Annotated in this window: 16 protein-coding genes; 8 read left to right on the top strand and 8 right to left on the bottom strand. The window is 48.5% G+C overall.

The window, feature by feature from the left end; translation table 11 throughout:
• Positions 1-466 precede the first annotated feature (466 nt).
• From DC20_RS02225 to DC20_RS02210, 4 genes are all read left to right on the top strand, one after another.
• Positions 467-1,633, top strand: coding sequence for a hypothetical protein (locus tag DC20_RS02225; RefSeq protein WP_169788149.1), 1,167 nt, complete (start codon positions 467-469; stop codon positions 1,631-1,633).
• 217 nt (positions 1,634-1,850) lie between these two features.
• Positions 1,851-4,814 (top strand): FAD-binding and (Fe-S)-binding domain-containing protein, encoded by a 2,964-nt coding sequence (locus tag DC20_RS02220; RefSeq protein ID WP_062542333.1) that lies wholly within the window; start codon positions 1,851-1,853, stop codon positions 4,812-4,814.
• A 311-nt stretch (positions 4,815-5,125) separates the two neighbouring features.
• Entirely contained in the window at positions 5,126-5,737 is a 612-nt protein-coding gene (locus tag DC20_RS02215) for a TetR/AcrR family transcriptional regulator (RefSeq protein WP_062542332.1), read from the top strand.
• 39 nt (positions 5,738-5,776) lie between these two features.
• Positions 5,777-6,295, top strand: coding sequence for an acyl-CoA thioesterase (locus DC20_RS02210; RefSeq protein ID WP_062542331.1), 519 nt, complete (start codon positions 5,777-5,779; stop codon positions 6,293-6,295).
• A 305-nt stretch (positions 6,296-6,600) separates the two neighbouring features.
• Here DC20_RS02210 and nudC read toward each other — a convergent pair whose 3' ends face one another.
• The 4 genes from nudC to DC20_RS02190 all read right to left on the bottom strand — a co-directional run bounded on the left by nudC (position 6,601) and on the right by DC20_RS02190 (position 13,146).
• Positions 6,601-7,506 (bottom strand): NAD(+) diphosphatase, encoded by a 906-nt coding sequence (gene nudC / locus DC20_RS02205; RefSeq protein ID WP_062542330.1) that lies wholly within the window; start codon positions 7,504-7,506, stop codon positions 6,601-6,603.
• A gap of 83 nt (positions 7,507-7,589) precedes the next feature.
• On the bottom strand, positions 7,590-8,909 hold the full coding sequence (locus DC20_RS02200; RefSeq protein WP_062542329.1) for a TolC family protein: 1,320 nt from the start codon (positions 8,907-8,909) through the stop codon (positions 7,590-7,592).
• 24 nt (positions 8,910-8,933) lie between these two features.
• Complete coding sequence (locus tag DC20_RS02195) at positions 8,934-12,035, bottom strand: efflux RND transporter permease subunit (RefSeq protein WP_062545753.1); 3,102 nt, start codon at positions 12,033-12,035, stop codon at positions 8,934-8,936.
• A 19-nt stretch (positions 12,036-12,054) separates the two neighbouring features.
• Complete coding sequence (locus DC20_RS02190) at positions 12,055-13,146, bottom strand: efflux RND transporter periplasmic adaptor subunit (RefSeq protein WP_062542328.1); 1,092 nt, start codon at positions 13,144-13,146, stop codon at positions 12,055-12,057.
• Positions 13,147-13,659: 513 nt separating this feature from the next.
• Here DC20_RS02190 and DC20_RS02185 point away from each other — a divergent pair.
• The 3 genes from DC20_RS02185 (at position 13,660) to DC20_RS02175 (ending at position 17,432) form a co-directional block, all read left to right on the top strand.
• On the top strand, positions 13,660-14,019 hold the full coding sequence (locus tag DC20_RS02185) for an MGMT family protein (protein ID WP_062545752.1): 360 nt from the start codon (positions 13,660-13,662) through the stop codon (positions 14,017-14,019).
• 162 nt (positions 14,020-14,181) lie between these two features.
• Entirely contained in the window at positions 14,182-15,108 is a 927-nt protein-coding gene (locus DC20_RS02180) for a YihY/virulence factor BrkB family protein (RefSeq protein WP_169788148.1), read from the top strand.
• A gap of 233 nt (positions 15,109-15,341) precedes the next feature.
• Entirely contained in the window at positions 15,342-17,432 is a 2,091-nt protein-coding gene (locus tag DC20_RS02175) for a M13 family metallopeptidase (protein WP_062542326.1), read from the top strand.
• Between the two features lie 90 nt (positions 17,433-17,522).
• Here the strand turns inward: DC20_RS02175 and DC20_RS02170 are convergent, their stop codons facing one another.
• A complete protein-coding gene (locus DC20_RS02170) occupies positions 17,523-18,290 on the bottom strand; it encodes a peptidylprolyl isomerase (protein ID WP_083470216.1) in 768 nt (255 codons plus the stop codon).
• Between the two features lie 352 nt (positions 18,291-18,642).
• Here DC20_RS02170 and DC20_RS02165 point away from each other — a divergent pair, with 352 nt between their 5' ends.
• The gene (locus DC20_RS02165) at positions 18,643-19,860 is read left to right on the top strand and encodes a S8 family serine peptidase (RefSeq protein WP_062542325.1); all 1,218 of its coding nucleotides are present in this window, start codon (positions 18,643-18,645) and stop codon (positions 19,858-19,860) included.
• Positions 19,861-19,983: 123 nt separating this feature from the next.
• On the opposite strand, the gene DC20_RS02160 is transcribed toward DC20_RS02165, so the two are convergent.
• From DC20_RS02160 to xseA, 3 genes are all read right to left on the bottom strand, one after another.
• The gene (locus DC20_RS02160; RefSeq protein ID WP_062542324.1) at positions 19,984-20,838 is read right to left on the bottom strand and encodes a sulfurtransferase; all 855 of its coding nucleotides are present in this window, start codon (positions 20,836-20,838) and stop codon (positions 19,984-19,986) included.
• A gap of 120 nt (positions 20,839-20,958) precedes the next feature.
• Positions 20,959-21,171: an exodeoxyribonuclease VII small subunit gene (gene xseB, locus DC20_RS02155; RefSeq protein WP_062542323.1), complete on the bottom strand. Its 213-nt coding sequence runs from the start codon at positions 21,169-21,171 to the stop codon at positions 20,959-20,961.
• A 124-nt stretch (positions 21,172-21,295) separates the two neighbouring features.
• Positions 21,296-22,879, bottom strand: a complete 1,584-nt coding sequence (xseA, locus tag DC20_RS02150) for an exodeoxyribonuclease VII large subunit (RefSeq protein WP_062542322.1) — start codon at positions 22,877-22,879, stop codon at positions 21,296-21,298.
• Positions 22,880-23,561: the final 682 nt, after the last annotated feature.

The following is a 23,561-nucleotide window of genomic DNA, read 5'->3' as shown; positions in this document are numbered from 1 at the left end:
GTTAATGAATGCTAAAAATTTTGTTTAAAGGAAGATAAGAAAGTATTTTAAATTAAGAAGGTAAAATATTTCTATTCTATAATTTTGAATGTTGATTTTATCAAATATAAATAATCTAACATTTATTTTTAGTTTGATTTTCTAATTAAAGAATCAAAATTAAGTTTTCTTCAAGGTTCAATGGTCGTTTGATTGGGGCATGCCAGAGTTCCTGCTAATAGGCATTCAACTTATGGCTCAACCGCAACAGGGTGAACTGAATGATACTAACGCCTGTAATTGATTAAGCTCAGTTTGGTAAAGGATTTACCAGGACTAAAATGTTCTCTTCTTTGCGAATGTTTTTAGCAAAGTTCTCCTTATTCCTACCAAGAATAGGAGTAAATTTGTAGCCCGATTTTCTCAAACAAAAAGGGAAAGTTCAGGAAATTGCCCTAAGAGAGTGCTGCGTGTGTGCTCTCTGCGTATGCATCAATCAGTGGAAAAAAGGATACAAGAAATAGTGACCGTTACCGATCCTAAAGATTTCTTCAAGCAGAAAAGAAGCACTGCCGAGCTAAAGGAGGAGATCTTTCTTAAGTTCTTTCCTGTGTGGTGTGAGACGCTTTTCGCCAGACAAGAGCCGGTGGAGAAGGTATTGTACGTGGATGCCAGTGCCGGTTTAAGCTTGCCGGAGGAAGGGGAGATGCCGGTTTCTTTCAAGGTGCTGAAAAGCATATATGCCCGCACTGGTGGTCGCCAGGACCTGAACAAAGTGGTGCAGCCTTTCCTTTATGAGGGAAACAAAGCCCTGGCTACCATGCTTCCTGAGCTAGCAGAAGCGCTTCCCTTTTACCCTGAGCTCCACCAAAAGCCGCTGTTCCTTCACCTTCCAGAAAACTTTGACCTGCTCCAAGAACAAGAGCAGAACGCTACGGCAGCCTTGGTATTCGTAGATCCGTTCGGAAATAAATTCTCCCAGGAACTATGGGCTCGGTCTCTTACGCAAGACAAAACAGATCTTTTCCTGGTGTTTGATTACAAGCGCATGGCTGCGCACCTTACCAACCAGAAAGCTCCCAATTGTCTTCAGATATTACTTGGCGACAGACTTCCTGACGTGCTCAGCTTTTTTTCGAAAGTCACCAGTTCTGCTAAAAAAGAAGCTTACGCTTTGAAAGCCTTTGCCGAGAGCCTAACCGAGAAAGGCCTTTCTTCTTCCAGGTTCAGAATTAATTTGCCCGGCAAAGACCAGAGCAGCCATCATGTATGGTTTGTCTCCCGAAATGATGTAGGCCATACTAAATTCAAGGAGTTGCTGTTACCATTTTGCGAGGTACAGGAAGACGGCGTTCCGGTGTTCGGTGCAAACTTGAAAACGGTCCGTTTACTGGTGCCGGAGTACTCCAAGTACTTGGAGCACTCCCTGGTAAACCTAATTGATGACCTGGTGCAAAACGCGTCTCTCTACAACAGCATGATGCTGGAAAAAATCTACGAAAAGCACAACGTGGGCAAACCGTACAGCAAAGCCAATTACCAAACCGCAATTGAAAAGCTGAAAGAGCAGGGAAAGATTACGCTCCTCAATCCTAAAACCGGACAGGTGGTGTATAAACTTAACTCGGCCTGCCGCATCAAATTCAAGGTGTAGGGGTGCTTCCTGAACGGGACTATCAAATTGCGTTTCAGGGTAGTTTAATGGAAAGTAGGTTCTAAACAGAAGGAACACCGGAGAGCTTGGAAAGACAATCTCCTTAAAGCCATGCACCTGCTTTTGCAAAGTACCTGTTCTCCTAAAAGAACTAGGTACGTTCTGTTAGACATCCTTTCCTGAGCTTCCTATCTTTGCCTATCTATCTAATTTAATTATGACTTCCGCCCCCTCTACTACCGCTTTCGCAGAACTTGAAACCTCGCTAACGGGTGAATTGTTTTTTGATGATGCTTCTTCTTTGCACCAGGCACAGAAAATGGTGTACGCCACTGATGCTTCGGTATACCAGGAGAAGCCCATTGCCGTAGCCATTCCCAAGACAAAGGAAGATCTGAAAGCTCTAATCAGGTTCGCGAACCAACACCAGATCACGCTCATTCCCCGGGCAGCTGGAACTTCTTTGGCAGGTCAGGTAGTAGGAAATGGAATGGTGGTGGATATCTCTAAATACTTCACCCAAGTGCTGGAAGTAAACGCTCAGGAACAGTGGGTACGCGTACAGCCAGGGGTGATCAGGGATGACCTGAATGCTGTGCTGCGTCCGTACGGAATGCTGTTCGGGCCGGAAACTTCTACGGCCAGCCGGGCTATGATTGGCGGCATGATCGGGAACAACTCCTGCGGCTTGCACTCCATTGTGTGGGGTGATACCAGAACGCATTTACTCTCGGCTAAAGTGTTGTTAAGCGACGGTACAGAAGCTGAATTCAAACCGTTAACCCACCAGGAATTACAGCAAAAACTGATACTGCAGAACCTGGAAGGCGAGATCTACCGGAAGATGTACGGCCTGATCAGCGATTCTGTGAACCGGAAGGTCATTGAACAGAATTATCCCAAGAAAACGCTTACCAGACGCAATACCGGCTACGCATTGGACTTCTTGGTAGACGAGGGTGCCGGTCCGGAAGGACAGACGACTTTAGACCTTTGCAAAGTCCTGGCTGGCTCTGAAGGCACGCTGGCCTTTGTGACCGAAGCCAAACTGAATTTGATTCCCCTGCCTCCCAAAGAAGAAGGATTGGTGTGCGTGCATTTCAACTCTTTGATGGAAGCTTTGGAGGCCAACATCATCATTCTGAAGCACCACCCTATGTCTTCTGAGTTGGTGGACAAGTACATCATGGACTTCACCAAAGGGCACCGCACCTATGACGCCAACCGTTTCTTCATTGAAGGAGACCCGGCGGCCCTGCTTATGGTGGAGTTCATGGCCGATAGTCAAGACATCATCACTGAAAAAGCCGAAGTCCTCATTGCTGATCTGAAAGCGGCGGGTTTGGGCTATGCTTACCCCGTAGTACGCGGTGCCTTGACCAAACCCGTATGGGATGTCCGGAAAGCTGGTTTAGGTTTGATCCGAAACCTGCCTGGTGATATCCAGCCCGTCAACCTCATTGAAGACTGTGCCGTGTCTCCGGAGGATTTGCCTGCCTACGTGGCTGATTTGCAAAAAGTACTGGAGAAACATAAGCTACAAGCGTCCTACTACGCGCACGCCGGAGCCGGAGAGTTGCATATTGAGCCTATGATCAACCTCAAGACCGACGAGGGCAAGCGGGTTTTCCGGGAAGTGTTGGCCGAAACCACCACGCTGGTTAAGAAGTACAACGGCTCGCTTAGCGGCGAGCACGGTGATGGCCGCTTACGTGGCGAGTTTATTCCGCAGGCGCTAGGGCAGGAGGTGTATGCGATGTTGAAGGAGTTAAAGCAGATCTTCGACCCGAAGTACATCTACAACGCGGGCAAGATCGTGGACACGCCCCCCATGAATGAGTTTCTGCGCTACGAGGAACGTCCGGCGCAGCAGCTTATTCCGGTGGAGACGCTGTTTGACTTCACTCGACAGGAGGGAATTTTGCGCTTAGCAGAAAAATGCTCCGGCTCTGGCGATTGCCGCAAGACGCACGTGAGCGGCGGAACCATGTGCCCCAGTTACATGGCTACCCGTCAGGAAAAAGACACTACCCGCGCGCGCGCCAACATCCTGCGCCAGTTCCTCACCAATTCTGAAAAGGTCAACAAGTTTGATCATAAGGAAATCAAGGAAGTGATGGACCTATGCCTGAGCTGCAAAGCCTGTAAATCTGAGTGCCCCAGCAGCGTGGACGTGGCCAAGATGAAAGCCGAGTTCCTGCAGCATTACCACGATGCCAACGGTATTCCGCTGCGCACCCGCATGATCGGCAACTTCACCAAGATGCAGCAACTGGCCTCCGTAGTGCCCGGCGTCTACAACTTCATGATCAGCAACCCAGTCACCAGCAAACTGATCAAGAAAACTGTGGGCTTCGCGCCGGAGCGCTCTCTCCCTGCCGTAGGCAAAACTACCCTGAGAAGCTGGTTCAAGAAATGGCAGAAGGAGAACGCGGCTGACAACACCGGCAAGCCCGTGTACCTTTTTTGCGACGAGTTCACCAACTACAACGATGTAGAAATTGGTCAGACTACGGTGAGGCTGCTTTCTGCATTGGGTTATTCTGTGCAGATACCGGAGCATTTGGAGAGCGGGCGTACCTACCTTTCTAAAGGACTGGTGCGCGATGCCAAAGAGATTGCCATCCAAAATGTACAACTTTTAAGCAAAGCCATGGCAAATGGCACTCCGCTCATTGGGATTGAACCCTCGGCCGTTCTTACCTTGCGTGATGAGTACCTGGATTTGGTGCCAGCCGATCTGGTACCAGCTGCCCAGCAGGTAGCCGCAAACTCCTTCCTTTTAGAAGAGTTTTTGGAAAAAGAAGTCCAAAATGGAAGCATTACTGCGGCAACTTTCACCCAGGAAAAGAAGCACATCAAACTGCATGGCCACTGCTACCAGAAAGCCTTGCAGGTGCTTACCCCCACGCAGAAGATCCTTTCATTGCCGCAGAACTATGAGGTGGAGATGATTCCATCTGGCTGCTGCGGAATGGCGGGTTCGTTTGGGTATGAAGCCGAACATTACGATGTTTCCATGCAGATTGGCGAATTGGTGCTGTTCCCGGCGGTGAGAAATGCAGCCCCGGAAACTATTATTGCCGCAGCCGGTACCAGTTGTCGTCACCAGATTAAAGACGGTACTGCCAGAAAAGCCCTACACCCTGCTGAGATTCTTTGGCAAGCGCTGAAGAAATAGAAAATTAAACAACATTTAAAATCTAGTAGCAACAGAAGGTTCTCTCAATTAATAAGAGGACCTTCTGTTTTTAAGCTATTGCAGCGTCTACTTATTATCGAGTTTTTCTGAGTCTCCAATAGACAACACATGCCTTCAACTTAATGGAGTTCTGCTGCAATGGATTGCTATTAGGGGAATTATGAGTTTGTAGCACAAGCGGTAAGAAGGGAAAATTCTATGAAAAGGGACGTGGAACATGTCGGAGCTATGGAGAGGCAAATTTGGAAAGGAGATTAGGAGTTAATAAACCAAATGGTTTATTTTACCACATGAAACTTGCTCCTCAGTCCAAGTCTGAACGAACCCGACAGTTGATCATTGAGCGGTCAGCAGTGCTGTTTAACCAAAAAGGTTTTGCCGGTACTTCCTACCAGGATTTGATAGAAGCGACTGGCGTGACCAAAGGGTGCTTGTACGGGCATTTCTCCAGCAAAGAAGAACTGGCAGTGGCGGCTTTTGAATTTGCAGCCCAAACCTTGATTGAGCGGGTAGGCAGTGTCATGGCACCTTATGAAAAAGCGGGAGAGAGACTTCGTGCCCTACTGGATTTCTACCGAACCTACCTCACCAACCCTGTTATTGCCGGTGGTTGCCCTTTGCTAAATACCGCTGTGGAAGCAGATGATAATCAGCCGGTACTGCACGAGCGGGTAGTACGGGTGCTGAACCGGCTCCACAAAGGCGTTGGTAATTTGATTGAGCTTGGCAAGGAACAGGGAGAGTTTCATACTTCCGCTGATACTGCTGCCATTGCTACTTTTTTCATTGCCACGGTGGAAGGCGGGATTCTTCTGGGCAAAGCCTACGGGGAAGAAAAACCTCTGCAAACCGTGCTGAACCAACTGGAGCGCTGGCTTCACCAGCAACTTGGTTCTTTCTAAAGATAAAATCCTCCAATAATCATTCATACACTTGAAACTATGATTCCAAATACTTCTTCTCCTAAACCAGCCGTGCTGGAAAGCCAAACCCGTATAAGATTCGACCATTGCGATCCTTTCGGGCATCTGAACAACAGTGCTTTCCTCAACTACTTTCAGAACGAGCGCGAAGACCAGGTTGAAGCCGCTTATGGGTTAGACATCCACGCTTTTTTCCGGAAAACCGGCCGGGCGTGGGTAGTAGGGCAGAACCAAATTGTGTACCTCAATCCCGCGGTAGTTCGTGAATTAGTCACAATCCAAACCAGCATCCGGCACGTGACAGATACCAGCATGTTGGTGGAGCACCTCATGTTTGACGAGAACAAGCAAAAGCTGAAAGCCGTGCTCTGGACGAAGTTCGTGTACATAGACGTACGCAAAACCGCCCGCGCAACGCATGAGCCAGAGTTGATGAAATTGTTTGAGGAAGTAGTGGTGAAAGAAGAAACACCCGCTTTGTTTGAGGACAGAGTGAAGCAGCTACGGGATCAGATGAAAGCTTTAAGCGCTCAATAAACTGCTTGTTAAAAAAAAGTTTTAAGCTTAGATATTTATAAAGTGAGTTAAAACGTACTTGATTTTTGCTTTCCAAGGAATACGGTTTTATTCAGAAATGAACTTCTTACATCTACTCCTCTTCTATGACAGCTAACTTGGAATATGTATAAAATAAGCAGAACAGGTAAGTAAAAATCAGTGCTGCCTTTGAATTGCTTTCGGAAAACTGAGGCTAGAACAGAAGTTGTTTTAGCCTTAGTTTTTCGTTTATTATCCGGTAGATTTCCTCTCCACGTTTATTTGCCTTGTACTTTCTGCACACATCAGCCGTTCAGCCAGTCCTGTATTAAGCGATAAGAAATAGAAAGGGCGGGCGGAAGTTTAATCTCGCTACAGGCTACCAATTCTGTTAGTTCCTGGCGGGTGAACCATCTGGCGTCTTCTATTTCTTCCAAGTCAATCTTAAGGTTGGTACTTTCTACTTCGGTCATAAAACCTACCATGATAGAAGCCGGGAACGGCCACGGCTGGGAGGAATGGTAGTGAACGCTTTTCACCTGTAAGCCAACCTCTTCCTGCACCTCCCGGGCTACGGCGCTTTCCAGTGTCTCTCCGGGTTCCAGAAAACCAGCTACAGAAGCATATTGTCCTTGCGGCCACGAGGCTTGTCGGGCTAGTAATCCTTTGTCTCCGCAAGTGACCATGGTGATGACGGCCGTGTCTGTGCGGGGGAAGTGGGAGGTGAGGCAGGTTGGGTTGGTGCACTGGCGTACGTGCCCTGCATCTTTAGAAAGAGTAGGTGCGCCGCAAACGCTGCAATGCTGGTGCTGCCGGTTCCAGTAAATCATGGCTTTGGCATAAGCTAGTAAAGAACTATCTGGCCGGGTCAATTGCAAGGTGGTTTCGCGTAACTCCTGAAAACTTCCATGGGAGAAAGTAAGGCCGTGCTCTTCTGATAGCTCTACTGCAAAATACGCCTGCTCTTCCCGTAACCCCAGCAGGATAGGAGCAAGCCCCAGCTCCTGGATTGGGATCTCTTTTGGGGAAAGGGGCAATAAACAGCGGTCAGGCGTAAGCAGAGGCTGCCCATTTTTGAAGGGGAGAAAAATGGTTTTCTCGTTAGCCAGCGTACTTTGAAACCAGGCGGTATCTTTTCTAAGCAGATACACCCGGTCAAGAGCGGCATCGCCAAAGTAGTTGAGGGCCGAGTAAGTAAGATTATTTTGCATAAGGTTAATTAGAGCGTAAAAGAAAAGCGTTTCGGGGCGGTTTTGTGAAAACCGCCCCGAAACGCTTTGTAAACTTGATTCAATTAAAGGGTTAACGTACCCGCAATCTCTTTTAAGGCTACTTCGCCAATTTTAGCCAGATACTGGGCATTGCTGTACCGCACGGTAGCGTTCACAAAGTTCACCTGCGCGTCACGCACCTCTACCGTGGTAATGCTACCCAACCTGAATTTCTCCATGGTGATGTCTAAGTTCTGGCGGGCAATGCGCTGGTTATTTTCCTCCAACCGTACCAAGCTCAGGTTCGTCAGATAGGTCTGGTAGGCTGACGCTAATTGGGCATTGATGTTCTGATTCACCTGCTCAAACTGCAATTGGGCACTGTTGATGAGAATGTTGGCATTCTGCTCATTACGCCGCTGATTGAAACCAGTGAAGATAGGCACCGAGGCAGATACGCCGTAGGTTAATCCGTTTCCCGTGGAAAGGGTAGAAAAACCCAACGCTGATCGGTTTCGGTTGAAGTTGTAACCGGTGTTCACCCCAATTACCGGGAGACGGGCGGCTCTCACCTGTTTCGCATCCAGCTCGGCAATTCTGCGGTTCAGGACGGCGGCTTTCAACGACGGGTTCATTTGGGCAGCCTGAGAAGACAATCCCTCCAACGTCAAGTGATCATCAATGAGGATGATATCTGGCACACTAAACTTGGTGTTTACATCACGCACCAACAGTTCGTTCATTCTGATTTGGGTGTTGCGGTACAACTCCTGTTGCCGCAGCAGGTTGGTAGTGTCTGTGTTGTAGTCTACCTGTGCATTAAGAACTTCCAGGCGGGCAGCCTTGCCAATCTCAAATCGGTTTTGGGCGGTGGTTACCCGCAGACGAGAAAGAGTAATAGCCGTGTCATACGCCCTGAGCTGGTGTTGCTGCTGCACCAGTTCATAAAACGTGCTCATAACATCACCTACGCGGGTAAGAATGGTTAGCTGCAGGTTAGTTTCGCCTAATTTTTCCAGTTCCTGCAACTGCTCGTAACGGGCAAACATGGCAAACCCGTTGAATACGGTCCAATTTAAGCCCACGCCGTAATTCAGGGTAGAACCCTGACCCCAGCTTACTTCATTTACCTGCCCGTCTGAGCGGGTCTGGGTACTGTTCTGAATAGAGTTGTTATTGGTTAAGTTGCCGGTAACGTTGGGCAACATGCCGGCGTTTCCGCGGCTTACATTATTCTGGGCTATACGCTCGTCATTGGCAGACAGCTTGATGTCATAGTTTCTTTCAAGCGCTATCCTGACGGCCTCTTCAAGGGTAAGAACCTCTTGAGCCCTAACCTCACTTACCCCGAAGAGCAGTGAGATCAGGAAAAAACTCAGAAGACCAAATCTATATTTTAACATAAAGGATGTAATTCAAACAGAAAATTAGTGGGCAACCGCTTTTTCGTACTCTTCAATGTGATCAAACTCTGGGTAATGTTTGCGTTCTTTAGACCACATGGAGTAAATGGCAGGAATAACGAACAAGGTAAGCACAAGGGAGAAAATGGTTCCTCCCACAATCACTATTCCCATGCCCATCCGGCTTTGGGCAGCGGCTCCCAAGGCTAAGGCAATAGGCAAGGCACCCAAAGCAATAGCCAAACTGGTCATTAGAATTGGGCGCAGACGTGCTTCAGAAGCTTCCAGGATGGCGTCCATTTTAGACTTGCCTTCCTCGCGCAGCTGATTCGCAAATTCCACAATCAAGATACCGTTTTTGGTCACCAGTCCAATCAGCATGATGGTCCCGATCTGGCTGAAGATGTTCCAGGTCTGCCCAAAGAGCCACAGAGACAGCATGGCACCAGCCACCGCCATAGGTACGGTCAGGATGATGATGAACGGGTCAACGAAGCTTTCAAACTGGGCAGCTAGAATAAGGTAGATTAGCAACAACGCTAATCCGAAGGCGAACGACGTATTGGAGCCACTTTCCACAAAGTCGCGTGATTCCCCGCCTAAGTCAGTGGAGAAGGTTTCATCCAGCACCTGGTCTCTGATACGGTCCATGGCTTCAATACCATCGCCAATGCTTTTACCTGGCGCCAAACCCGCAGATACTGTAGCCGACAAGTACCGGTTATTGTGGTACAACTGCGGCGGACTGCTGCGCTCCTCCAAAGTAACTAGGTTGTCTAACTGGATCAACTGACCGGTGGAACTACGAACAAACAGTGAGGTCAGGTCCATGGGATCATCGCGGTCTGGGCGGTCAAACTGACCCATCACCTGGTATTGGCGTCCGTTCATCAAAAAGTACCCGAAACGCTGGCCGCTTAACGACAACTGCAGGGTCTGTGCAACATCAATTACTGACACGCCTAAGCTTTGAGCTTTCTCGCGGTCAATGGTGATGTTGATCTCGGGTTTGTTGAACTTAAGGTTGACATCTGATTGGGTGAACGTAGGGTCATTGCTCACGGCTTCCATGAACTGCGGAATTTTTTCCTGTAATTTCTGGAAGTTTGGCGCCTGAATAATGTACTGAATAGGCTGCCCCCCACGGCGGTTTACTGAGATGGTAGGCTGCTGAATCACGTTGGTACGAGCCTCTGGGTAGCGACGGGTCAGTTTTGTCAAATGATCGGCTACTTCTTTCTGCGAGCGTTTCCGTTCTTCCTGCGGTTTCAGGGCCAAACGCATCATCCCGCTGTTCACGGAGCCTGAACCGCCCCACCCAGGAGAGGTAATCACCAGATTCACTTGTTTCTCAGGAATGGAGTCATCTACCAGTTGAGACAATTCGGTCATGAACCGATCCATGTATTCATAAGAGGCACCCTCTGGGGCAGTGGCCATCACGCGCAGCATGCCACGGTCATCATACGGGGCTGTCTCTTTCTGTAGCGTGGTATAGAACAGCACGATCAATCCCAAACAGGCGAAGATGATAGGGAAACTGAGCCATTTCCGTTTCATGAACCCCGCCAGAGCCTCAGCATAGCTGCTGTTCATCTTCTGGAAGTAAGGCTCTGTCCAGTTGTAGAATTTGGATTTCTTCTGCTCGCCGCCTTTCATCAGGTAGGCGTTCAGCATGGGGGTTAAGGTCAAAGACACAAACGCCGAGATCAACACGGCGGCACCAATCACCACCCCAAATTCCCGGAACAGACGACCCACGAAACCTTCCAGGAAGATTACCGGCAAGAACACCGCCGCCAACGTAATGGAAATGGAGATAACGGCCATAAAGATCTCATTGGAGCCTTTGATGGCAGCCTCAATAGGAGACATGCCTTCTTCCACTTTCTTGTAGATGTTCTCTGTTACCACAATCCCGTCATCCACTACCAGACCCGTTGCCAGTACAATGGCCAGCAAAGTCAATACATTGATGGAGAAGCCCGCCAGGTACATAATGAAGAACGTGGCGATAAGCGATACCGGAATATCAATCAAGGGACGGAAGGCAATGCCCCAGTCCCGGAAAAACAGGTAGATGATGAGGATTACCAGCACCAAGGCAATCAGGATGGTCTCGGCTACCTCGGTCACTGACTTCTTGATGAAGATGGTGTTGTCCATGACAATGTCCAGCTGGATGTCTTTAGGGACATCCGTCTTGAGTTTCTCAAACTGGTCATAGAAGTTACCGGCAATCTCCAGATAGTTCGTGCCTGGTTGCGGAATAATGGCCATCCCTACCATGGGCACGCCAGATTCTGTCATTTTGGTTTCCAGGTTTTCGGGACCTAATTCGGCCCGTCCTATGTCACTAAAACGCGTGATGGTTTCACCCGTGGATGCGATGATGAGGTCATTGAACTGCTGTTCATTTGACAGGTTCCCGAGGGTTCTAACAGTCAATTCGGTGTTGCTTCCGCTTACTTTACCAGTGGGCAATTCTACGTTCTGGCGGTTCAGCGCGGTACGTACATCGCCTACGGTTAAGCCGTATGAGGCCAATTTCATTGGGTCAAGCCACAAGCGCATGGCGTAGCGTTTCTGCCCCCAGATCTGGATGCTACTCACACCCGGAATGGTTTGTAAGCGTTGAGAAATCACATTATCGGCGTAGTCAGAAAGCTGCAGGGCGTCACGGGTGGCGCTACGTACCGTCATGGTGATAATCGGCTCTGAGTCAGCATCGGCTTTGGAAACTACCGGCGGGGCATCAATATCCTCTGGCAAGCTTCTTACCGCCTGTGATACTTTGTCGCGCACGTCATTGGCGGCTTCTTCCAGGTTCTTCTCCAGGTTGAACTCAATGTTGATGTTGCTACGGCCTTGGTTACTGGAGGAGGAAATGTTCCGGATACCGTCAATGGAGTTAATGGCTTTTTCCAGAGGCTCTGTGATCTGAGATTCAATGATGTCAGAGTTGGCACCCGAATAGCTGGTGCTCACAGACACAATGGCCGGGTCAATAGACGGGTATTCCCGTACGCCCAGGAACGTGTACCCAATTACCCCAAACAACATCAGGAGCAGATTGAGCACGATCGTGAAGACGGGCCGTTTTATACTGGTGGTGGATAAACTCATGTTGTAAATGGAATCTAAATTATAACTGCTTTGCCAGGGCAACCTTTACTGGGCTTCCTGCTTTCAAAGACATGATACCCGTGGTTAAAACGGTGTCACCGGCGCTCAGGCCGGAAGTGACCAGTAAATCTTTTTCGGTGCGGGTGCTGGTTTCAATCATCACTTCTTTGGCTTTGCCGTTTTCTGTAATGAAAACTTTCTTTCCGTTTTGTACCGGAACTACCGCCTGGGTTGGAATGAGGAGTGCGTCATTGATAACCGTTAGCGGCAACTGAATGTTGGCAAAAGAACCTGGCAGCAGCTTTCCGCTGGAGTTATCGGCCCGGGCACGTAATTGCAGGGTGCGAGTAGTAGCTTCAATGCTGGGCTCAATGGCGTACACTTTGGCCTTGTATTTCTCTTGGGTGCCAGCCACAGTGAAGGTGATCTCAGTATTGAGTTTCACCTGAGCTGCGTATTTCTCTGGTACGGCAAAAGATATCTTGATAGGATTGATGCTGACCAGATTGGTGACCACCGTTTCTGGAGACAGAAAACTTCCTGCAGAAACTGCTCTTAAGCCAACTTTGCCTGCAAACGGAGCGGTGATGGAAGTTTTGGCTAACTGCGCCCGCACTAGTTGAATCTGAGCCTGAGCGGTTTTCAGTTCGGCACGAGCCACATCGTATTCTTCGCGGCTAATGGCTTCTTTCTCTAACAACAGGCGTGCGCGTCTTTCGTTTTCCGCAGCCAGCGTTTGTCTGGTTTGGGCCTGGGCCAGTTGGGCGCGAAGTTCTGAGTCATCAATTTTCACCAAGACCTGTCCTTTGCGTACGTTGCTGCCTTCCTGGAAATTGATGCTGCGCACCAACCCAGAAACCTGCCCGCGTACTTGTATCTGTTCATTTGCCTCAATAGAGCCGGTCACTGAAAGGGAATTCGCGAACTCCCGCGGCGTGGCTACCACCCCACTTACCCGCATGGCAGGACCGCCACCAGGTCCGCCCGGACCTTTTCCGCCGCCGCCTGGTCCACCAGCTCCAGCTTGTTCTTTATTGCTGGAAATACGGTAATAAACCAAAGCCCCTAAACCTATAATGAGCAGCGCATAAACAATGTGTTTTATTTTCATAGTAATGGTGGTACTGAATACTTTCTTTTGATGTGAAACAGGGTGTAGTAGTAGTTTTGTTTAAGGTGTAGTAATTGAATGTGCAGAAGGAATAACTCTAAGCCGGTGGTACTTTGTTCCTGTTAGCCCAAGAGGTGGGTAAGCCCAACGTATCAGCAGAACTTACGCCCCCATTTCTCCTGCCAGAAAGGTTATAAAATTAAGACAAACAGGTTGGGAACTGAGTGGGAAAGTATCTCCTGAAGGGGAGAAAGGCGCTGGGCCTGTATGGGGGAACAACTTAAATTCTTCATTCCGAAGTCGGATTTAGGGGATACTATAAACAGGAATAAACCACCGCAGAAGGAGCTTAGAAGCCTCTCCTGAACAGTAGCGAGTAAATTTATCTCGTTTTTTGGCTATTTTTAGAATTTAGACCTAAAAACAAGGCGAAGGTTTAACCAAAGCCTAGAAAAAAATACAGTCATTGCCCTTTCAGCCTCTTTTTTGAAAAATAACCCTAAAAGCACCCGTATGCCTACCTCAAATGCCGCAGAGAAAAGAACCAATTTCTTCCAGGATGTCTATGAAGTGGTGAAACTTATTCCGCCGGGCCGGGTCACTTCCTATGGTGCCATTGCGGCGTACCTGGGCTCTAAAGGTTCGGCCAGAATGGTAGGCTGGGCCCTGATTGCCTCTCATGACCAAAACGGAGTGTCCAGCCTTCCGGGGTACCGGGTGGTGAACCGAAACGGCTTGCTTACCGGTAAACAGCACTTTGAGTCTCCCAATGCCATGCAGGAGTACCTGGAGCGCGAGGGCGTGCAGGTGAAAGACGGACAGGTAGTAAATTTTGAGAAGCATTTCTGGGACCCGGCCAAAGAACTGCTGTAATCTGAAACTTATATCCTGCTCGGCTAGGAACGTGAATTTTAAAAGGAAGGTGTTAGCAAGTAGATGTATATTCTTGATAAGTTTTCAGGATGTTTTCCCTTTCTTTTCTGAAAATCGGCTTTGAAACGGTTCTTTACGTAATGGGGCGAGATGATTAGTAGTATGCCTTCCCAACTTGTCTACACATTGCAGCCGGCGCTGCAGATTTTCAAGGATGCTTTTAATTTGTTCCGGGCGAATGATCCGCTCCGGCTGGCTTCTTCGGCGGCGTTTTTTACTCTTTTTGCGCTTCCGCCTACACTCATTCTGGTTATCTCCTTATTAGGAGTCCTCTTCAATGATGCCCTTATTACGGGTGAGCTGTTTGAAAAACTAAGAGGCCTGGTAGGGGAGGATGTGGCCGGCCAGATAGAACTAATTTTAACCAACTTTCTGGATTTGCAGGGCAACGGGTGGGCAGCTGCCTTCAGTTTCCTGTTCCTGACGTTTGTTTCCACTACTTTATTTACTGTCATCCAGAACTCTTTGAACCAGCTCTGGAGCATTAAAGTGCGGGGGCACCAGCACTTGCGAGGGGCCTTGCGCAACCGGTTCAGGGCATTGCTCATTATCTTCTCAAGTGGGTTGCTGTTCCTTGCCTTTCTGGTAATGGATGCTTCCATCGCTTTTCTGAATGATCATTACCTGCTGGTGGATGAGCATTTTCAACTTCGCCTCATCCAGGTCCTAAACCGGGCCTTTGGTTTTCTGGTAGAGACTACCTGGTTTGCCATCATCTTCCGGTTTTTGCCTTTTGCCCACATGCCTAAAAAGGCGGTTTGGGTGGGGGCCACCGTTACAGCCTTACTGTTTCTGTTAGGCAAGATGGTCCTGGCGCGGGTGTTGATCAACAGTGACCTGGGTTCGCTTTACGCTACCTCCGGTTCCATTGTGGTGTTGCTGTTGTTTATCTTTTATTCAGCGATGATCTTCTTCTTTGGGGCCTGCTTTACTCTGGTGTACGCCCGGTACATGAACCTCCCTTTGCATCCCAAGCATTTCGCCACCTTCTATGAATGGCGCGAGACAGACCATGCTCCTTTGAGTTAGTTACGATTTAGGTCTGTTTTCCAAAATCACCTGCTAAAAACCTTTTTCTCTGTTAAATTGAACATAGAGGGAGTGGGTAGAATACCTGTGCCTTGTCCTGCGTTTCTGAAAGGTCATCAGGTAAGTTTTACAAGCGTTTGTTTGTTTTTCTTGCTTTCAGGACCTAGCATTTTTATATTGCTATTCAATAAGGATTCAAAAGAGTCAACTTGTTGTCAATCAATTACATCTTTATGAAGAAAAGAAATCTATTATGGCTGGCCTCTGCCTTTAGTGGGGTAGTGGCCGCCGGTTGCTCCAAACCAGCCGTACAGCAAACGGCTACTACAGAAACACCGGCAGTAAGTCAGTCTGAGCCTGAGGTAAAAGGGGTAGGGCTGAACATGGCAAACCTGGACCGCAGTGTTTCGCCCTGTGAGGACTTTAACATGTTTGCGAACGGCGGATGGTTGAAAAACAATCCGGTACCGGCGGCCGAGTACCGTTGGGGCAGTTTCAATGAACTAGCCAATAACAACAATGCCGCTCTACGGGCGGTGGTAGACGCCGCCGTGGCGCAGACCAATGCCGCCAAGGGATCAAGCACGCAAATGGTAGGCGATTTCTATGCTGCGGGCATGGACTCAGTTGCAATTGAACAGGCGGGGCTTACGCCATTGAAACCTGAGTTGGATCGTATCAACGCCATTAAAGACCGCACAACTTTGTTGCAAACCCTTGCCCACCAAAAGATGATGGGAAGCGGCGCTTTGTTCGGGTTTGGGGTAAGCCAGGACCGTAAGAACAGCACCCAGCACATTGCCAGCATTAGGCAGGGTGGTTTGGGCTTGCCAGACCGTGATTACTACCTCAACACTGATGCCCGTTCTAAAAGCGTGAAAGAGGAATATGAGCGCCATGTGAGCCGCATGTTCCAACTTTTAGGCGACTCAGAAGCCAAAGCCCGTCAGAACGCTGCCAAGGTAGTAGCCATGGAAACCCGTCTGGCCAAAGCCTCTATGAGCCGTGTGCAGCAGCGTGATCCGTATGCCACGTATAACAAGATGAGCATTGCTGAGGTGCAGAAACTGGCCCCGAACTTCAACTGGAGTTCAATGCTCACCAACCTGAACGCGAAGGCGGCTAAGGAAATGATTGTGGCTCAGCCAGAGTTCTTCAAAGAAGCGAACGCCATGCTAGCCTCTGTGCCTGTAGCCGATTGGAAAACCTATCTGCGCTGGCACCTGGTACGCAGTACCGCCAACTATCTGCCCATGGCCTTTGTTCAGGAGAATTTCAACTTCTATAACAAGTTCCTGAGCGGCGCCAAAGCCATGCAGCCGCGCTGGAAGCGTATTCTGAATACAACCGATGCTACCATCGGTGAAGCTTTGGGACAGGCCTATGTAGAGAAAACCTTCTCGCCAGAAGCAAAAGCGAAAGCACTGGAGATGGTGAATAACCTTCGGGCCGCTTTTCAGGAGCACGTAAAAAACCTGGATTGGATGAGTGAAACCACCAAACAGCAGGCCCTCACCAAACTGAATGCCTTTGCTGTGAAAATAGGGTATCCAGACAAATGGAGAGACTATTCTGGCCTGAACATCAGCCGCACCTCCTACCTGCAGAACATGATGAACGCAGCGCAGTGGAATTACCGCCGCAACGTGTCAAAACTGGGTCAGCCGGTAGACCGCACCGAGTGGGGAATGACGCCGCCTACGGTGAATGCGTACTACAGCCCCAGCATGAACGAGATTGTGTTTCCGGCCGGAATTCTTCAGCCGCCATTCTTTGATCCTAAAGCCGATGATGCCGTGAACTACGGCGGTATGGGTGCCGTAATTGGCCACGAATTAACCCACGGCTTTGATGACCAGGGCAGCCAGTTTGACCATGAAGGAAACCTGCGCGACTGGTGGACTGCCGAAGACAAAGCCAAGTTCAAGGAGCGTACAGACTTAGTAGACCGTCAGTACAGCGCTTACCAGCCGTTAGATAGTGTGTTTGTGAACGGTAAACTCACCATGGGCGAAAACATAGCTGATATAGGAGGTTTGAACATCGCCTTCAGTGCCCTGCAGAAAGCCATCGCGAACAAGAACGTAGGTAAAATTGATGGATTCACCCCAGACCAGCGTTTCTTCCTGGCATGGGCGCAGATCTGGCGGAACAACTCTACCCAAGCCGCTTTACGCCAGCAGGTGTTAACAGATCCGCACTCTCCGGCTATGTTCAGAATCAACGGTCCGTTGTCTAACATGCCGCAGTTCTACAAAGCTTTTGGTTGTGGTCCGGGAAACAAAATGTACCGTCCAGACGCAGAGCGGGTGCATATTTGGTAAGATCTGTTTCTAAGCCTTTTGGCAAAACACCATAAAAAACGCACCTCATTTTTGAGGTGCGTTTTTGTTTAAGGTTAATTGAAGTTTAACCTACCTGATCACTTTAACTTTCATGCCTACATCGTTGATGGGCCATTTGGTCTGGTCTACCGGTACAGCGGCAATGCTGTCTACCACTTCAATACCGTCTATCACTTCTCCAATTACCGTGAAGGTTTGGTCCAAATTAGGAGCGCCGCCTTGGGTACGGTACACCCGTTTTTGAGCGGGTGTCAGGTTCAGGTTGAACTCTTTGATGTTGGCCTGTAGTTCATAATCGGGCAGCTTGTGGCCCTGAACAATGTAAAAGTCTTTGTTTGAAGACATGCGCTCTGGGTTCTGGTCATCTCCGTACCGGGCCATGCCCACTGCGCCGCGCTTGTGGAAATAATGAGGCTTTATCTCTGCCGGAATTTTATACGAACCAATCTTCATGGTCTGAAAATCTGACCTTCCGCCCTGGATCATGAAATCCTTTTCTACTCTAAAGAAGACGGTTTTGTCAAAGAACCCATAATTGGCAAGCCGGACAAAGTTGGCCCGATGCAGAGGAGTGTCTTTGTATAATCTGATTTTAATATCGCCCTTAGGAGTACTGATCAGAACCAGGGTGTCATTTGGGTGGGCCTGCCCATAAGCGGTAAGCGTATCCACCACCATGTCCTGGGTGAGGATTGTAGGGACGGGAGTAGGAGCGGGGGCATTAGTATTGGCTTGTGCTGGCTTCTCCTGTCTCTGGCCGCAAGCCCCTAGTAGGGTAAGCAATATCCCTAAGGATATCTTTATATAAGTTAATGACACAGAATGCTTTGTCTTCATTTTTATGTTTTTTTGACCCTTATTACCTTAGTAAAACTAAAAAGAGAAGATTATTTCTTAAAAAGAAGGAGCGAAGTTACCTTTTGATTTGTTTTCAAAGCCGGAAAAGTGGAATGTGAAACCTTCCTTATTTCTTTGTAAAACTGCCTTCTATATTATAAAATCACAGTTTTCAGCTTGTTTAATGAGTTTTAATAATAGGAAAATTTAATATAAAAGCGCTCTATACGGTTTAAGTAGTTGAAAGATTCATAGAATAACTATTGGTAGTTATTTTTCTTGTATCTATATTCGTTACCATTCATTTCGATGTATGCCCCAATTCCAACCTAACAAACAAAACCATTTTCTCATGACCAAAAAGTACCGTACCATCTCCTCGTTCAAATTCTTAATTGGAGCTGCCTTGATAGCTTCATCTTGTACATTCCAAAGCTGCGAGCAGGCAGAAGAAGCTGTGCAGCCAGAAGAGGTTGTTGCTTCTTCTAACAGTGGCGCTATCATAGCTGGAAAATACATTGTGGTTCTGAAGTCAGGGAGCGGTTTGCGTTTAGCAGCAAATGCTTCTTACCCAGAGAGATTACGTCAGGTGAAAAATTTCGGTCAGCAGATTCTACGGGAACGTGGCATCAATCCTGAGGCGGTTGAAAGATCTTTCGGAAAAGCTATCCAGGGGTTTGCCGTTGAGCTTACAACAGATGAAGCAGCAAAGTTAGGTCGTGACGGGCGCGTAGCCTATGTAGAGCCAGACAAGGTAATCAGTTTAGGCAAGCCAACTGGCGGCGGAACTACCCAACCCGCTCAGGTAACTCCTTACGGAATTGCCCGTGTGGGTACTGGCGATGGAACCGGTAAAGTTGCCTGGGTGATTGACTCTGGAATTGACCTGGACCACCCAGATTTGAAAGTAGATGTGGCACGCAGCATGACTGTGTTTACTTCTGGTAAAGATGCTGGTTCAGCAGATGACGGAAATGGACATGGTACCCACGTGGCAGGTACCATTGCGGCCATCAATAATTCCATAGGCGTAGTAGGGGTGGCGGCAAATGCCACCGTTGTAGCGGTTAAAGTATTAGATGCACGCGGTAGCGGCACAACTTCTGGCGTAATAGCTGGAATTGACTATGTGGCTGCAAACGGAAAACCAGGAGATGTTGCCAACATGAGCTTAGGTGGTGGTGTCTCTACCACCCTAGATAATGCGGTAATAAACGCAGCCAAGGGTGGCGTTATTTTCTGCCTGGCCTCCGGAAACGAAAACGATGATGCCAATAACCATTCTCCGGCCAGAGCCAATGGGTTGAACGTGTACACCATCTCGGCCATGAACAGCACAGATACGTGGGCATCTTTCTCCAACTATGGCAACCCGCCGGTAGATTTTTGTGCTCCTGGGGTTAGTGTTCAGTCAACTTGGAAGGATGGAGGGTATAACACCATTAGTGGTACCTCTATGGCTACTCCGCACGCAGCAGGAGTAATGCTCATGACAGGTGGAAACCCAGCCATTAGTGGTTACGTGAAGGGTGATCCAGACGGAAACGCTGATCCAATCATTCACTTATAGAAGATTTAAATAACCCAAACAGAAAGGCCGCCTCTGATCAGAGGCGGCCTTTCTGTTTTAAATGCATTTATGCCAAGGTAGGCTTAAAATGACATGAACCTAAGTTGAGGGGGTAACCCAGCTTTACCGTTGTGTTTCCTCACCAACTCCAATAGGCTGGTCGTTCCGGCACCATTCACTCCAGGAACCAACGTACAGTTTAGCTCCTTTGATTCCGGCACTTTCCAGAGCCAGCAAAGTGTGGCAAGCCGTGACGCCAGAACCACAATGCACAATGACATTCTCTGGGTTTACCTCTTTCAAGGCTGCACCATATTTTTCCTGAAGCTCCTGCGATGAAAGGAAACGGCCATCAGGTCGTAAATTTCCGGTCAGCGGAATGTTGGTTGCTCCAGGTATATGCCCTGCCACCGGATCAATGGGTTCGCTTTCCCCTAAATACCGGTAAGCATCCCGCACATCAATAACCAAATGGTTTTTGTCTTGGGCAACCTTTGCCACTTCCTCCAGATCAGCCATAGGGCGTTGCCAGGTAGTAACAGGGTAGGAAGGCGCAGTTCTGGGTGTTGGAAGTGTGTCGCTGGCAGGAAAACCAGCTTGCAAAGCAGCCTGCAAGCCGCCATCCAGAACCTGGACTTCTTCATGCCCTACAGCTTTCAGCATCCACCAAAACCGGGAGGCCGCATTTGTTCCGTTCTTGTCATCATAAATAACCACGTGGGTAGAAGGGGTAATGCCCAAGGACCCCAAATAAGCGCCAAATTCCTGTAGGGTGGGCAGGGGATGCCTTCCGCCTTTAGCTGCATCTTGCGGAACCTTCGCTAAGTCTTTCTCTAAATCCGCATGGAGGGCACCTTCCAGATGTTCCTTCTGGTACTGTTCAAACGCCTGAGGTCCTTGCCTGGCATCAATCAGAACAATCTCCTTTTCCCTGGTTAAAGAAAGCAGGTCTTGCGGATCTAGAATGGGATGTGCCATGCGAATTGTGTTAAAGGGTGGAGCAAAGAATTAAAAATGATTTACAAAACGTAGTGCCTTTACTGGGAGAACTTAAGATTTATGCCCCTTTTCTTGAAAAGGGGCATAAACGAATGAGGGTTATTCAGCTTTGGGGTCTTCGCAGTTGATGTCCCGGAATACCTGACTGATGGCGTCTTCGGCGTTGCGGAGCTTTTGCTTGCACAACTTGATGAGTTCTGAAGAGCGCTGCACCTTTTGGGTCAGTTCATCCACGTCCACATCATCGTTCTCAATAGCTTTCAAAATAGCCTCTAGTTCTTGGGTTGCTTGTTTATAAGTAATGTTGCTCATAGCGGTTCTAATTAGAAATTATGAATTCAAAATTAGAAATTGAAGAAAGAGGGATTAGAGCCATGACGAAAGGGGAGCTTGAGTCATTTCTAATTTTTAATCTCTAATTTCTAATTGAATAGTGTTAATCAAAAAGGTCTGGTTGTTTTGTTTTGGTGACTTTGCTGGTGACATTACCAGCCAGCAAACGGGTCTGCAAGATGTCACCGGGCGCTACCTGATCCAAAGACCTCAGCAGCTTTCCGTTAACGTAGGTAAGGGTGTACCCCCGCATGAGCATAATCTCCGGATCATGAGATTTTACATCCATTTCTATTAATTGGAGCTGGTGGCCTTTGATTTGCAAATGGTCTTTGGCCCCGTAAAGCAACCTTTGCTGGTTTTTCTGAAAATGCAACTGGGCTTTCTGGATGCGTTGCTCAGATGACATCTGAAGGCAGTGCTCCACGTGGGTCAATCTGTTTTTGCCAGTCTCCAGTTTTTTCTGGCTACTGGTTTCCAGCTGTTGCGAGTAGTGCTGCTGTTTGGTTTCCCGGGCCCTCAGTACCTTTTGCACCGTGTTAGTGAGCCGCATTTCTTCGCACATGATATGCCGCTGCTCCTCAGTAAGGAACTTCTGCGGTTTGTCAGACAAGGTACGGGTCTGGCACTCCAGTTGGTACTGCCGGTTGTGCAGAAACGTATTGGTGCGTTGCTGAATCTGGGAGGTCAACAAGGCAACCCGGCGCTCCTGGGCAACAGCTAACGCAGACGCAGCCTCCTTTATCTGGAAGAACACACTTTCTATGGCCGCTTCAAACTCATTCAATCGGTCAATCAAGAAAGCAGCTACGGCGGTTGGTGTTTTCAGGGGAGTGTGCGCTACCAGGTCAGTGATGGACTCATCGCGTTCGTGTCCAATACCGGTTAATACTGGCAAAGGCATTTGAGCTACCGCAGAGGCCAACTCATAATGGTCAAAGCATAGAAGATCGGTCTGTGAGCCCCCTCCCCTGATGATCACCACCGCATCAAAAGCTTGCTGCTGCAGGGCCACCCTGGAAAGCGCGGCTTTGATGGAAGACACTGCTTCCATGCCCTGCACGCTCGCCTCAAAAAGACTAAGCTTGAAAGAGTAGCCAAACGGGTTGTTTTCTAATTGCGCCACAAAATCCTGGTACCCCGCAGCCGTTGGCGACGAGATAATGGCCAGGCGTTGCGGTACTTCAGGAAGGGTTTTCTTTTGGTTTAGGTCCAGCAAGCCTTCGGTCTGCAGGCGGGCAATGGTTTCCTGCCGTTGGCGTGCAAGGTCTCCTAAGGTATAGGTAGGATCTACGTCATGGATGTCCAGGCTGAACCCATACAGTTCATGGAACCGTGGGCTGGCATTGAACAGGATCTTGAGTCCGGCCCTGAGCGGATGCCCGGTTTGGGCTTCAAAATACTGCGCTATTTCCTGGTACTGGCGTTTCCAGATGGTTCCCCTGGCCTGAGCGGTGAGGGTGCTTTTAGAGGCGCCGGGTTCTTTGTCGGTGAGGGTGAGGTAACAGTGACCGCTTTGGTGGTGAACCCGTGCCTCAGAGATTTCGGCAATGATCCAGTACTTATGCGGAAGGGCGTTCTCAATCTCCTCACGCAGACGGCGGTTGAACTCAAAGAGCGTGAGGGGACGATTGGTGCTTACTGTAAACGAAATTTCTTCGCGGCTACTCTGAAAATATGTCCCCATGCCTTGCGCTCCTCTTGATTTCAGTCTGCTAAAATTACGGTTTTTATGATAGTCGCCAAGGTCCTGGCTAAAATTTTAAGCATTCTGTTTTTTCACAGCAGTTTGCCAAAAATATTAGACAAACCTAATGCATTACTTAAGAACCTAAAATAGAAAAGATTACCCAATCCTTTTTCAAAAATAGGGCTGTGCAGAAAGATAAAGTTTCAAAAACGTTTTCAGCTCCTTTTTCTTAAAGAGTGCCTAAAACCCGTGAATGGTAATAGGCTTCGAATTTCCCCTGATGTTGACTTACCCAAATCTTTCTGAGGAACGGTGAAAGTTAGAAAGTCTTGCCCTGTCTGCTGTATTCCTCATGTATTTCCAAGATGAAGATGGAAGTGAAAAGTACCCTGAAGAGAAAACAATTTAGAAAGTCTGCCTGAATGGAATGCTCCTGGTTACAGGTTACTTCTACTTCTCGTTTCTGGCAGATTTTCTAAAAGGAGCTTTAAATGATTACCTACTTGGAGAGTGATTGCGGGTAAGTGACTTTGGTGAAAGGAGAGGGGAGGGGATTTCAAACTATACTAAGTTATTCGAAGGCGTACCCCGAAGGGTGGGATCAGGAAGGGGAGAGGGTAGCCAAATGCAGGATAAAAGGAGTTTGTAGTGAAAATGTTTTAAAAGTGCAAATCCTTCA

This window comes from Rufibacter tibetensis (assembly GCF_001310085.1).
GTDB lineage: Bacteria > Bacteroidota > Bacteroidia > Cytophagales > Hymenobacteraceae > Nibribacter > Nibribacter tibetensis.
Note: the sequence above shows the minus strand (reverse complement) of the source record. Positions and strands in the feature narration are given on the sequence as shown.

Bases quoted from the DNA above. Each gene is read 5' to 3' on its own strand.
- DC20_RS02225 (WP_169788149.1), top strand. From the start codon at position 467: ATGCATCAATCAGTGGAAAAAAGGATACAAGAAATAGTGACCGTTACC.
- DC20_RS02220 (WP_062542333.1), top strand. From the start codon at position 1,851: ATGACTTCCGCCCCCTCTACTACCGCTTTCGCAGAACTTGAAACCTCG.
- DC20_RS02215 (WP_062542332.1), top strand. From the start codon at position 5,126: ATGAAACTTGCTCCTCAGTCCAAGTCTGAACGAACCCGACAGTTGATC.
- DC20_RS02210 (WP_062542331.1), top strand. From the start codon at position 5,777: ATGATTCCAAATACTTCTTCTCCTAAACCAGCCGTGCTGGAAAGCCAA.
- nudC (WP_062542330.1), bottom strand. From the start codon at position 7,506: ATGCAAAATAATCTTACTTACTCGGCCCTCAACTACTTTGGCGATGCC.
- DC20_RS02200 (WP_062542329.1), bottom strand. From the start codon at position 8,909: ATGTTAAAATATAGATTTGGTCTTCTGAGTTTTTTCCTGATCTCACTG.
- DC20_RS02195 (WP_062545753.1), bottom strand. From the start codon at position 12,035: ATGAGTTTATCCACCACCAGTATAAAACGGCCCGTCTTCACGATCGTG.
- DC20_RS02190 (WP_062542328.1), bottom strand. From the start codon at position 13,146: ATGAAAATAAAACACATTGTTTATGCGCTGCTCATTATAGGTTTAGGG.
- DC20_RS02185 (WP_062545752.1), top strand. From the start codon at position 13,660: ATGCCTACCTCAAATGCCGCAGAGAAAAGAACCAATTTCTTCCAGGAT.
- DC20_RS02180 (WP_169788148.1), top strand. From the start codon at position 14,182: ATGCCTTCCCAACTTGTCTACACATTGCAGCCGGCGCTGCAGATTTTC.
- DC20_RS02175 (WP_062542326.1), top strand. From the start codon at position 15,342: ATGAAGAAAAGAAATCTATTATGGCTGGCCTCTGCCTTTAGTGGGGTA.
- DC20_RS02170 (WP_083470216.1), bottom strand. From the start codon at position 18,290: ATGAAGACAAAGCATTCTGTGTCATTAACTTATATAAAGATATCCTTA.
- DC20_RS02165 (WP_062542325.1), top strand. From the start codon at position 18,643: ATGACCAAAAAGTACCGTACCATCTCCTCGTTCAAATTCTTAATTGGA.
- DC20_RS02160 (WP_062542324.1), bottom strand. From the start codon at position 20,838: ATGGCACATCCCATTCTAGATCCGCAAGACCTGCTTTCTTTAACCAGG.
- xseB (WP_062542323.1), bottom strand. From the start codon at position 21,171: ATGAGCAACATTACTTATAAACAAGCAACCCAAGAACTAGAGGCTATT.
- xseA (WP_062542322.1), bottom strand. From the start codon at position 22,879: ATGGGGACATATTTTCAGAGTAGCCGCGAAGAAATTTCGTTTACAGTA.